Here is an 11,502-nt window from a genome sequence, read left to right as displayed (position 1 = left end):
CATGTCTGGAACCCAGCACCCGCCGCGCCGCGGCTCATTGCGCTCCCGTAGCGCCTCGACGGCCAGCAGCCTCACCTTGCGGCAGATCAGCGGCGCACTACCACCAGAAACCGCGTGGGGACTGTGGGCGTCACGCCGGCTGATCGCGCGGATCATGGCCACCTTCGGACCATCGCTCGCGGGCACCCGGGTCGAACCGGTCGATGTGCGCATGGCCGACGGCCGGCGCGTGGTCGGCGAATGGGTGCGCGGGCCCGGCGTCGTGGAAGGTGAACGCGCCATCTACTACCTGCACGGCAGCGGATTCGCGCTGTGCTCACCCCAGACGCACCGACGGCTCACCGCATGGCTGTCGCGGCTCACGGGCCTGCCGGTGTTCTGTGTCGACTACCGGCTGGCTCCCGAGCACCGGTTCCCCGCCGCCGCCAACGACGTTCGCGCCGGATGGGACTGGCTCTGCACCGAACGCGGGCTGCATCCCGATCACATCGTGATGGCAGGCGACTCGGCGGGCGGTCACCTGGCGGTCGACCTGCTCCTGCAACCCGAGGTTCCGCACCCGGCCGGGCTCGTGTTGTTCTCACCGCTGATCGATCTGTCGTTCGCGCTGGCCCGCGCCAGGGAGAGCCTGCGCCCCGATCCGGCGATCCGGGTCGCCGACGCCGCTCGCCTGGTCGGGTTGTATTGCGGCCGAATCGATCCCGGCCATCCCCGGCTTGCCCTCGACGTGGCGAACGGACGGCACCTGCCGCGGACCCTGATCCAGGCCGGTGGCGCCGAGATGCTGCTCGCCGACGCCCGAGCCCTCGACGCAGACATCCGCGCCGCCGGCGGCTACTCCGAACTGCAGGTGTGGCCCGATCAGGTGCATGTCTTCCAGGCCCTGCCGCGGCTCAGCCCGGAAGCCACCCCCGCGATGCAACAGGCCGCCGGATTCATCACTGAGTCCCTGCGCTGCAACGCCGTCAAGGTGGCCGGATGAACCTCTTCGGATCGGGCCGCAAGCGCAGCAGGCATGCCGACGCCGTCGTCACCGGCGCGGGCAGCGGGATCGGCGCGGCATTCGCCCGCGAGCTGGCCACCCGCGGCGGCCGTGTGGTCTGCAGCGACATCGACGAGGCCGCGGCCCGGGCCACCGCCGACGCCATCGTCGCCGACGGCGGCCAGGCCACGGCGCTGCGCTGTGATGTCTCCCGGATCGATGAGGTCAGCCGCCTCGCCGAGGCCGCCCAGACCTGGTTCGACGGGCCACCGTCGCTGGTCGTCAACAACGCGGGTGTCGGAGCGGGTGGGCAGCCGATCGGCGAGGTCAGCCTCGACGACTGGAACTGGGTGCTCGCCATCAACCTGTGGGGGCCGATTCACGGCTGTCATGTGTTCACCCCGATCCTGCGTGCGGCGGACACGGACCAACCGCGCGGCATCATCAACGTCGCGTCGGCGGCGGCGTTCGGCGCGGCCCCGGGAATGGCCGCGTACAACGTGAGCAAGGCCGGCGTGCTGTCACTGTCGGAAACCCTGTCCGCCGAGCTGTCCGGCACCGACATCAACGTCACGGTGTTGTGCCCGACGTTCGTCAAGACCAACATCGTCGAATCCGGCCGGATCACAGCGCAATCCACTCAGCTGGCCGACCGGCTCATGCGCTGGACCGGCTTCTCCCCCGAACGCGTCGCCCGGATGTGCCTGGATACCAACGACCGCGGCGGCCTGTACTGCATGCCGCAACCCGATGCCCGGATCGGCTGGGGCATCAAGCGACTCACCCCGACGATCTACACCCGCGCCGTGGGTTTGACGACCCGCGTCACCAGTCACGAGGAGGTTTCGTAATGGCCATGGACATGGACCGCATGCTGGCGAAGATCAAAGACCGGCAGTGGGCTTTGGCAGACATCGACTGGGACGCCCCGGGCGCGGAGACCATCACCGACGAGATGCGGCCCAAGCTCAAGGCCTTCATGGCCGACCTGTGTTGGATCGAGAACGTCGGCGCGCGTGGCTTCGCGGCGCTGGCCAAGAAGGCACCGACCCCGACCATCGCCGAGATCTACCGCTACTTCCACGCCGAGGAGCAGCGCCATGCCAACGCCGAACTGGCGCTGATGAAGCGGTGGGGCATGCTCGAAGACGGTGAGATGCCCGAACCCAACGTCAACATCCGGCTCGCCATCGAATGGCTGGACACCTACTCCGACAACATGTCGCTGTCGGTGCTCGGCACCGTCATCCCGATGCTCGAGGTCGCGCTCGATGGCGCCCTGCTCAAGTTCCTGCTCGAAGAGGTCGACGACCCCATCTGTCACCAGGTCTTCGAGAAGATCAACAACGACGAGTCCCGGCACATCGCAGTCGATTTCGAGGTGCTGAACATGATCGGGCATTCCAGCGCACGGCGGCTGGCGGTCGAGTTCGTCGGAAACGTGGCGTCCCCCGGAGTCATCATCGGCGCGCTCATGTACGTCCCGCTGCTCAATCGGATGCGCAACAACATCGTCGACATGGGCCTGCAGCCCGAGAAGCTCTACAAGGCGATGATGCGGTTCAAGGAGTTGGGCGGGAGGGCCGAATACACCTGGCGCGTACCGGCGTATCAGCTGCTCAAGCTGCATGGCCGCATGGTCACCAACCCTCGCCATCCCTACCACTGGATCGCGAACCCCATGGTGTGGGCATCGGACCGCTATCCCAAGGCGCTGCTGCGGCCGATCCCGAGCTGGTTCAAAGAGCTGACCCACGAGCCGGCGGCCTGACATGCACATCTACGACACCCTGATCGTCGGCGCAGGCTTCACCGGCATCGGCACCGCCATCAAGCTCCTCGACGCCGGCGTCGACGACTTCGTCATCCTCGACCGCTCTGACCGCGTCGGCGGAACCTGGCGGGACAACACCTATCCCGGTGCGGCATGCGATATCCCGTCGCTGCTGTACTCGTTCTCGTTCGTCAAGAACCCGGACTGGTCGCGGGCTTACTCCCCCGCCGACGAGATCCGCAGGCACATCGAGGACATGGTCGACACCTTCGACCTGCGCCGGCGGATCCAGTTCGGTGTCGAGGTCAACGGGCTGTCGTTCGACGAGGCCGACGGAGTGTGGACCGTGAAAACCACCGGCCGCAAGCGATTTCAGGCCCGCACCGTGGTGCTGGCCTCCGGTCCCCTGCCGGACCACAAGTGGCCCGACATCCGCGGACTCGACACCTACGAAGGCCACAAGATCCACAGTGCGAACTGGGATCACGATTACGACTTCACCGGCAAGCGCGTGGCGGTGATCGGCACGGGTGCCAGCGCCGTCCAGATCATCCCGGAGCTGGTGAAGACCGCGGGCTTCGTCAAGGTGTTCCAGCGCACGCCGGGCTGGGTGATCCCGCGGCTGGACATCGCCACGCCACCGGCGGCACGCGCGCTGTTCGCGAAAGTTCCTGCCGCGCAACAGCTCGCCCGCCAGATCCTGTTCTGGGGCCACGAGGCCAGCGCGACGGCCATGGTGTGGGACACGCCGCTGACGGGACTGGTGGCCCGGCTCGGCAAGGCCCATCTGCGCCGGCAGGTTTCCGACCCGTGGCTGCGCAGGCAGCTCACCCCGGATTTCACGCCGGGCTGCAAACGCATGCTGGTATCGAGTGACTACTACCCGGCGCTGCAGCGCGACAACTGCAAGCTCATCGATTGGCCGATCGCCACGATCAGTCCCGTCGGCATCCGCACCAGTGACGGCATCGAACACCACCTCGACGCGATCGTGTTCGCGACGGGTTTCGACGTGCACCTCACCGGTCCGCCGTACCCGGTCACGGGTCTGGGCGGCCGCTCGCTGGCCGACGAATGGAAGGGCGGAGCCCAGGCGTACAAGAGCATCAACGCCAACGGGTACCCGAACCTCTTCCTGATGACGGGGCCCAACTCAGGCCCGGGCCACAATTCGCTGCTGGTCTACGTCGAAGGCCAGATCGACTACGCCGTCACCGGGATCACCACGATCCTGCGCAACAACCTGCGTTACCTGGACGTACGCGCCGAGGTGCAGCAGCGCTACAACGAACGGCTGCAGCGGCGGCTCACGAAGACCACGTGGATGAGCGGTTGCAGTAGTTGGTATCTGACGGCCGACGGATTCAACGCGTCGATGTACCCGGGATTCGCGACCCAGTATCTTCGACAGATGCGGGATTTCCGGTTCGGCGACTACGACGCAGCAGCACGCGACGCTCAGGTCGCGATCAGCTCCTCGGCCTGATGGCGGCCAAGCAGCCCCGGCCGCCGGCGGGCGCCATCTCGACCATCCTCACCGGCCTGCGCCGGGCCCCCCGGCAGATCCGGCGCGGATCGCGCGACGTCATCGAGACTGCGGTGTCCCAGCTGTTCGACGCCGCCGTCCAGCCGCACGGCGCGGCCGCTTCCGGCGAATACCGCATCGAGGAACTCGCCCGGCTGGCCGACACCACCACACGCAACATCCGGGTGTACCGCGACCGGGGCCTGCTGCATCCGCCATTACGCGTCGGCCGGATCGCGCTGTTCAACGACACCCACCTGACCCGGCTGCGGCTGATCACCTCGATGCTGGACCGGGGTTACAACATCGCGCACGTCCACGAGATGCTGTCAGCGTGGGAGCAGGGCAAGGACATCGCCGATGTGCTGGGCCTTGAGGACGCCATCGCGGGCAACTGGGCGACCGAGAAACCCGAGCGCATGCCGCTGGCCGACGCCAAACGGCTGATCGACGACGACACGGCATTCGACAGGCTCGTCGGCAACGGCGTGCTCAAGCTCGACGGCGACCAGGCAATCATCGTGCGGCCCAAGCTGATCGAGGCGTTCAACGAGATCCGGCAGTACGGCGTGCCGGTCGGCAAGTTGATCGACGTGCACGAGCAGGTGGTACCGCTGCTCGATCAGATCAGCTCGATCCTGGTGCGGGCGGGCGTGGACCAGGTGTCCGATCGGATCAAGCCCGGCGAATCACTGCCGGCCGATACCGAAGTCGCCGAACTGATCACGATGCTCATCCGGTTCCGCACCCAGGCCGTGTCCGCGGTCAGTGCCACGCTGGCCGCGTCGATCGAGTCGACCATCGAATCGGTGGTCAGTCAGATGCTGACCGAGTACGTCGAGAAGGCCGCCACCAACCCCGCCGAGTGATCGCCGCTACTCCCACTCGATGGTGCCCGGCGGCTTGCTGGTGATGTCGATCACCACGCGGTTGACCTCGGGTACCTCGTTGGTGATCCGGGTCGAGATGCGTTCCAGCACTTCGTAAGGCACGCGAGTCCAGTCCGCGGTCATGGCGTCCTCGCTGGACACCGGCCGCAGCACGATCGGATGCCCGTAGGTGCGCCCGTCGCCCTGCACGCCCACCGACCGGACGTCGCCGAGCAGCACCACGGGGCACTGCCAGATCTGGTTGTCCAGCCCGGCGGCGGTCAACTCCTCACGCGCGATCGCATCGGCCCGGCGCAACGTGTCCAAGCGCTTCGCGGTCACCTCGCCGACGATGCGAATTCCCAGCCCCGGTCCCGGGAACGGTTGGCGCCCAACAATTTCCTCCGGCAGGCCGAGTTCGCGGCCCACCGCGCGCACCTCGTCTTTGAACAGCAGTCGCAGCGGTTCGACGAGCTTGAACTTGAGATCGTCGGGCAGGCCGCCGACGTTGTGGTGGCTCTTGATGTTGGCCGTGCCGGTCCCGCCACCGGACTCGACGACATCGGGGTACAGCGTGCCCTGCACCAGGTACTCGATCTCTCCGTCGCTGTCACCCAGGGTGTCGCGAACCACCCGCTCGAACGCCCGGATGAACTCGCGCCCGATGATCTTGCGTTTGCCCTCGGGGTTGGTCACGCCGGTGAGCGCTTCCAGGAAGCGGTCGGCGGCGTCGAGGGTCACCAGCCTGGCGCCGGTCGCGGCGACGAAGTCACGCTCGACCTGCGCGCGCTCCCCCGCCCGCAGCAGACCGTGGTCGACGAACACGCACGTCAGCCGGTCACCGATGGCGCGCTGCACCAGTGCGGCGGCCACCGCGGAATCGACACCGCCGGACAGCGCACAGATGGCTCGGCCGTCGCCGATCTGGGCCCGTACGCCTTCGATCAGTTGCTCGGCGATGTTGGCGGCGGTCCACGTGGCGCCGATGCCCGCGAATTCGTGCAGGAAGCGGCTGAGCACCTGCTGACCGTGCGGGGAATGCAGCACCTCGGGGTGGTACTGCACACCCGCCAGGCGGCGCGCCCGGTTCTCGAAGCCTGCGACCGGGGCCCCGGCGCTCGACGCGATCACGTTGAACCCTTCCGGCGCCGCGGTGACCGCGTCGCCGTGGCTCATCCACACCGGTTGGTTCTCCGGCAGGTCGGCGTGCAGGTCACCACCGGAAACCTTGAGCTCGGTCCGGCCGTATTCGCTGGTGCCGGTGTGTTCCACGGTGCCGCCGAGCACCTGGGCCATGGCCTGGAAGCCGTAGCAGATACCGAACACCGGCACGTCGAGGTCGAACAGCCCGGCGTCGAGTTGCGGCGCGCCGTCGGCGTACACGCTGGCCGGCCCGCCGGACAACACGATGGCCTGCGGATCCTTGGCCTTGATCTCTTCGACGCTGGCGGTGTGCGGGACGACCTCGGAATACACCCGCGCCTCGCGGACCCTGCGCGCGATCAGTTGCGCGTACTGGGCGCCGAAGTCGATGACGAGGACGGGGCGGGGAGATGCAGCCACCGGCCTAGTCTAAAGAGCTGTCCGGATGATCTCCTCGTCGCCACAGCACAGACGCCCTGGCCAGTGCACGGTGTGACTCTGTGCCGACATTCGGCGTGTTTAAGACGACCGCACCAACGGCGATTCCGCATGATGAAGAAGACGTCGCAGAAAGCGAGGACGCTGTGCTCGGACTGCCTGAGCAGATCACGGCCTGCCTGTTCGACCTCGATGGTGTGCTCACCGACACGGCCAGTGTGCACAAGAAGGCCTGGAAGACGATGTTCGACGACTACCTGCAGCGCAGGGCAGATGGCGGTGGCGAAGCATTCGTGCCGTTCGACATCAGAGCCGACTACCTGCAGTACGTCGACGGCAAGCGCCGCGAGGACGGGGTGCGGGCCTTCCTGGCCAGCCGGGGCATAACGCTGCCCGAGGGCGGACCGGACGACCCGGCCGACGCCGAAACCGTGCACGGGCTGGGAAACCGCAAGAACGCCATGTTCCACAAGACCCTGACCGAGGAGGGCGTCGACGTGTTCGAAGGGTCGCGACGATATCTGGAGGCAGCTGCCGCGGCAGGCCTGCGTCGCGCAGTGGTGTCGTCCAGCGCCAACACCCGTGAAGTGCTGGAGGTGACCGGCCTGGCGCCGCTCGTCGAATGCCGCGTCGACGGTGTGACCATGCGCGACGAGCACCTTCCCGGCAAGCCCGCACCCGACAGCTTTCTGCGCGCCGCCGAACTGCTCGGCGTCGAACCTGCTCACGCCGCGGTCTTCGAGGACGCACTGTCCGGGGTCGCCGCGGGCCATGCCGGGAACTTCGGCGTGGTGGTCGGGGTCGACCGCGTCGGGCAGACCGAGCAGTTGCGTCGGGACGGCGCCGACGTCGTCGTCACCGACCTGGCCGAATTGCTGCCGCAATCATGATGATCACCCACGAGGCCTACCCGGTGGAGCCCTGGCAGGTCCGCGAAACCCGCCTGGATCTCAACCTGCTGGCGCAATCCGAATCGCTGTTCGCGTTGTCCAACGGGCACATCGGCCTACGCGGAAACCTCGAGGAGGGCGAGCCGCACGGCCTGCCCGGCACGTATCTGGCGGGGTTCTTCGAGGTGCGTCCGCTGCCGTACGCCGAAGCCGGTTTCGGTTATCCCGAGGCGGGCCAGACGGTGGTCGACGTGACCAACGGCAAGATCCTGCGCCTGCTGGTGGACGACGAACCGTTCGACGTGCGCTACGGCGAATTGATCGACCATGAGCGCACCCTCGACCTGCGGGCGGGCACGCTCGTCCGCAACGCCCAGTGGCGCTCGCCAGCGGGCAAGCAGGTGCGCATCACGTCGACGCGGCTGGTGTCGCTCGCGCAGCGCGGCGTCGCCGCGATCGAGTACATCGTCGAGGCACTCGACGAATTCGTGCGTGTCACAGTGCAATCCGAGCTGGTGACCAACGAGGACCAGCCCGAGACGTCGGATGATCCACGGGTGTCGGCGGTGCTGAAGCACCCGCTGCAAGCGGTCCACCACGAGAACACCGACCGGGGCGCGCTGCTGGTACACCGCACCCGTGGGAGCGGCCTGATGGTGGCGGCCGCGATGGACCATGACGTCGAGGTGCCCGGCCGGGTCGAGGTCAGCACCGACGCGCGCGAGGATCTGGCCCGCACCACGGTGATCTGTGGGCTGCGTCCGGGGCAGAAGCTGCGCATCGTGAAGTACCTCGGCTACGGCTGGTCGAGCCTGAGATCCCGTCCGGCTCTGCGTGATCAGGCTGCCGGCGCGATCACCGGGGCCCGGTACAGCGGCTGGCAGGGTCTGCTCGATTCCCAGCGCGCCTATCTCGACGAGTTCTGGGACTGCGCCGACGTCGAGGTCGAGGGAGACCCGGACTGCCAGCAGGCCGTGCGGTTCGGGTTGTTCCACGTCCTGCAGGCCAGCGCGCGGGCCGAGCGACGCGCCATCGCGGGCAAGGGCCTGACCGGTACCGGCTATGACGGTCACGCGTTCTGGGACACCGAAGGTTTCGTGCTGCCGGTGCTGACGTACACCAAACCGCAGGCCGCGGCCGACGCGTTGCGGTGGCGTGCGTCGACCCTTGACCTCGCGCGCGACCGCGCGGCGCTGCTCGACTTGAAAGGTGCGAGCTTCCCGTGGCGCACCATCCGCGGCGAGGAATGTTCGGCGTACTGGCCCGCGGGCACCGCGGCGTGGCACATCAACGCCGACATCGCGACGGCGTTCGAGCGCTATCGCATTGTCACCGGGGATGATTCGCTGGAAAGCGAGTGCGGGCTCACGGTGCTCGTCGACACCGCGCGCCTGTGGATGTCGCTCGGTCATCATGACCGCCACGGCGTCTGGCATCTGGACGGTGTGACCGGTCCCGACGAGTACACCGCGGTGGTCCGGGACAACGTGTTCACGAATCTGATGGCGGCACACAATCTTCGGGTGGCCGCCGACGCGTGTCTGCGCCATCCCGAGGCGTCCTATGCGCTCGGGGTGACCAACGAGGAGACCGCGGCGTGGCGCGACGCGGCCGGCGCCGCGCACATCCCCTACGACGAAGAGCTCGGGGTGCACCCGCAGTGTGACGGCTTCACCACGCTGGCCGAATGGGATTTCACGTCCAACACCGTCTATCCGCTGCTGCTGAACGAACCGTATGTGCGGCTCTACCCGGCCCAGGTGCTCAAGCAGGCCGACCTGGTGCTGGCGATGCAGTGGCAGAGCCATGCCTTCACCCCGGAACAGAAGGCGCGCAACGTCGACTACTACGAGCGGCGCACCACGCGCGATTCGTCGCTGTCGGCGTGTACGCAGGCGGTCATGTGCGCCGAGGTGGGGCATCTGGAGCTGGCCCACGATTACGCGTACGAAGCCGCGCTGATCGATCTTCGCGACCTGCACCGCAACACCCGCGACGGGCTGCACATGGCGTCGCTCGCCGGGGCCTGGATTGCGTTGGTCGCCGGCTTCGGCGGGCTGCGTGACGACGAAGGCGTCCTGTCGCTGGATCCGCACCTGCCCGACGGCATCGCGTGCCTGCGGTTCCGCTTGCGGTGGAAGGATTTCCGGCTGACCATCCAGGCCGAGCACGCCGAGGTGACCTACACGTTGCGGGACGGGCCCGACGGGTCATTGACCATCCGGCACGCCGGCAAAGACCTGGTGCTCAACACCCGCAAGCCGACCACTGTCGCGGTGCAGCCGCGTCAGCCGCTGCTGCCGCCGCCTCCGCAGCCGCCCGGTCGCGAACCGGTGCGTCGCAGGCCGGGCTGACCGTCAGGGTTCGAGCATTCGGGCGATCTCGGCGCCGACGCTGTCCTTGATCTCGGCGTCGCTTACGCCCTCCAGACCTGCCGCGGATCGCAGGAACGGCTCGAACAGGCGCCAACCCATTTGCAGCGCAACGGCGTTGGCGACGGCCAGGCGCGCGGAACGCTCGTCAGCGGAGCGCGGCAAGACCTGCTCGAGGAGCAGGGTGACGCCAGGGAATCGCATCTGCAACTGCCCGACCGGGTAGCCGTCGAGCAGCGCCCGGGCCATGACCCGGATGTGCCGGTCCATGGTCTGTTCGATCTCGTCGGCAGGCGCGCCGCCGTTGACCAGCGTGGTCAGCGTGGACCCGAGATGTTCGAGCACCGCGCCGACCAACCGCTCCTTGGTGCCGAAGTGCCGGTAGACCAGACCGTGGTTGACGTTGGACCGAGTCGCGATGTCGCGGATGGACGTGGCGGCCGGCCCGCGCTCGGCGAACAGTTCCGCCGCGGCAGCGAGCGTCGCGGCGACCACTTCTTCACGACCGACCGGGTTCGCCGGTGGCGTCGGTGTAGTCATGTGGCTACACTAGCGGACGTCAGCGTGTAGTCACTTGACTACACCACGTCCGAACAGTGAAAAGGACATCCGATGACCGCTTCCACCTCATCCCTGACCGTGACCAAGTTGGGCAGCCGCATCGGTGCCCGCGTCGACGGCGTCCACCTCGGAGGCGACCTCGACGAGCGCACCGTCGCCGAGATCCGCAGCGCCCTGCTGCGCCACAGAGCGATCTTCTTCCGCGACCAACACCACCTCACCGACGAGCAGCAGCACGCGTTCGCCCGGCTCCTCGGCACTCCGATCGGGCACCACGCCCTCAAACAGGACAGCGCACCGCTCATCACACCGATCGACTCCGAGTACGCCAAGGCCACCCGCTGGCACACCGATGTCACGTTCGTGCCCGACTACCCCGCCATCTCGATCCTGCGCGCCGTGACGCTGCCCGAATACGGCGGTTCGACGCTGTGGGCCTCGACCGCCGCGGCCTACGACGCGCTGCCCGAACCGCTCAAGCGCCTCACCGAGAACCTGTGGGCCGTGCACAGCAATCGGTTCGACTATGCCGCTGCGCTCACCGTCACCCTGAGCGACGAACAGCAACAGCTGCGCGCGGCCTTCGAGAAACCTGATTTCCGCACCGAACACCCGGTGGTGCGGGTGCATCCCGAGACCGGCGAGCGCACCCTGCTGGCCGGTGACTTCGCGCGCGGCTTCCTCGGCCTGGACAGCCACGAGTCGCACGTGTTGTTCGAACTGCTCCAGCGGCGAATCACCGTGCCGGAGAACACCGTCCGGTGGAACTGGGCACCCGGTGACGTCGCGATCTGGGACAACCGGGCCACCCAGCACCGCGCGGTCGACGACTACGACAACCAGCGCCGCGTCATGCACCGTGTCACGCTGGCCGGCGACGTCCCCGTCGACATCCACGGCCGGCGCAGCCGACCGCTCGCGGATGCCGCACTGCTTCAGGCGGTCTGA

The 11,502-nt window shown here is 67.7% G+C and carries 10 protein-coding genes; 8 read left to right on the top strand and 2 right to left on the bottom strand.

Annotation, left to right across the window (positions count from 1 at the left end; genetic code table 11):
- Window position 1 precedes the first annotated feature (1 nt).
- The 5 genes from G6N67_RS22150 to G6N67_RS22130 are packed head-to-tail and all read left to right on the top strand — an operon-like array spanning window position 2 to window position 5,150.
- Window positions 2–982 carry an alpha/beta hydrolase gene (locus G6N67_RS22150; RefSeq protein ID WP_081812594.1) on the top strand — a complete coding sequence of 327 codons (981 nt, stop codon included), beginning with the start codon at window positions 2–4 and terminating at the stop codon, window positions 980–982.
- Window positions 979–1,833 carry an SDR family NAD(P)-dependent oxidoreductase gene (locus tag G6N67_RS22145; protein WP_036428883.1) on the top strand — a complete coding sequence of 285 codons (855 nt, stop codon included), beginning with the start codon at window positions 979–981 and terminating at the stop codon, window positions 1,831–1,833. Before G6N67_RS22150 ends, G6N67_RS22145 begins: the two co-directional genes overlap by 4 nt.
- Window positions 1,833–2,753 carry a reductase gene (locus G6N67_RS22140; RefSeq protein WP_036428885.1) on the top strand — a complete coding sequence of 307 codons (921 nt, stop codon included), beginning with the start codon at window positions 1,833–1,835 and terminating at the stop codon, window positions 2,751–2,753. Before G6N67_RS22145 ends, G6N67_RS22140 begins: the two co-directional genes overlap by 1 nt.
- 1 nt (window position 2,754) lies before the next feature.
- Window positions 2,755–4,242, top strand: a complete 1,488-nt coding sequence (locus G6N67_RS22135) for a flavin-containing monooxygenase (RefSeq protein WP_036428887.1) — start codon at window positions 2,755–2,757, stop codon at window positions 4,240–4,242.
- Window positions 4,242–5,150 (top strand): MerR family transcriptional regulator, encoded by a 909-nt coding sequence (locus tag G6N67_RS22130; RefSeq protein WP_036428888.1) that lies wholly within the window; start codon window positions 4,242–4,244, stop codon window positions 5,148–5,150. The genes G6N67_RS22135 and G6N67_RS22130 overlap by 1 nt, the downstream gene beginning before the upstream one ends.
- A 6-nt stretch (window positions 5,151–5,156) precedes the next feature.
- On the opposite strand, the gene guaA is transcribed toward G6N67_RS22130, so the two are convergent.
- The gene (gene guaA, locus G6N67_RS22125; protein WP_036428890.1) at window positions 5,157–6,713 is read right to left on the bottom strand and encodes a glutamine-hydrolyzing GMP synthase; all 1,557 of its coding nucleotides are present in this window, start codon (window positions 6,711–6,713) and stop codon (window positions 5,157–5,159) included.
- A gap of 164 nt (window positions 6,714–6,877) precedes the next feature.
- Here guaA and G6N67_RS22120 point away from each other — a divergent pair, with 164 nt between their 5' ends.
- The gene (locus tag G6N67_RS22120) at window positions 6,878–7,621 is read left to right on the top strand and encodes a beta-phosphoglucomutase family hydrolase (protein WP_036434333.1); all 744 of its coding nucleotides are present in this window, start codon (window positions 6,878–6,880) and stop codon (window positions 7,619–7,621) included.
- Window positions 7,621–9,975 (top strand): glycoside hydrolase family 65 protein, encoded by a 2,355-nt coding sequence (locus G6N67_RS22115; protein WP_036434336.1) that lies wholly within the window; start codon window positions 7,621–7,623, stop codon window positions 9,973–9,975. The genes G6N67_RS22120 and G6N67_RS22115 overlap by 1 nt, the downstream gene beginning before the upstream one ends.
- A 3-nt stretch (window positions 9,976–9,978) precedes the next feature.
- Here the strand turns inward: G6N67_RS22115 and G6N67_RS22110 are convergent, their stop codons facing one another.
- Window positions 9,979–10,533, bottom strand: a complete 555-nt coding sequence (locus G6N67_RS22110) for a TetR/AcrR family transcriptional regulator (RefSeq protein ID WP_036428892.1) — start codon at window positions 10,531–10,533, stop codon at window positions 9,979–9,981.
- Window positions 10,534–10,605: 72 nt separating this feature from the next.
- Here G6N67_RS22110 and G6N67_RS22105 point away from each other — a divergent pair, with 72 nt between their 5' ends.
- On the top strand, window positions 10,606–11,502 hold the full coding sequence (locus tag G6N67_RS22105) for a TauD/TfdA dioxygenase family protein (protein ID WP_036428893.1): 897 nt from the start codon (window positions 10,606–10,608) through the stop codon (window positions 11,500–11,502).

Source organism: Mycolicibacterium mageritense, from assembly GCF_010727475.1.
Taxonomy (GTDB): domain Bacteria; phylum Actinomycetota; class Actinomycetes; order Mycobacteriales; family Mycobacteriaceae; genus Mycobacterium; species Mycobacterium mageritense.
This window is presented reverse-complemented; position numbering and strand designations above follow the sequence as displayed.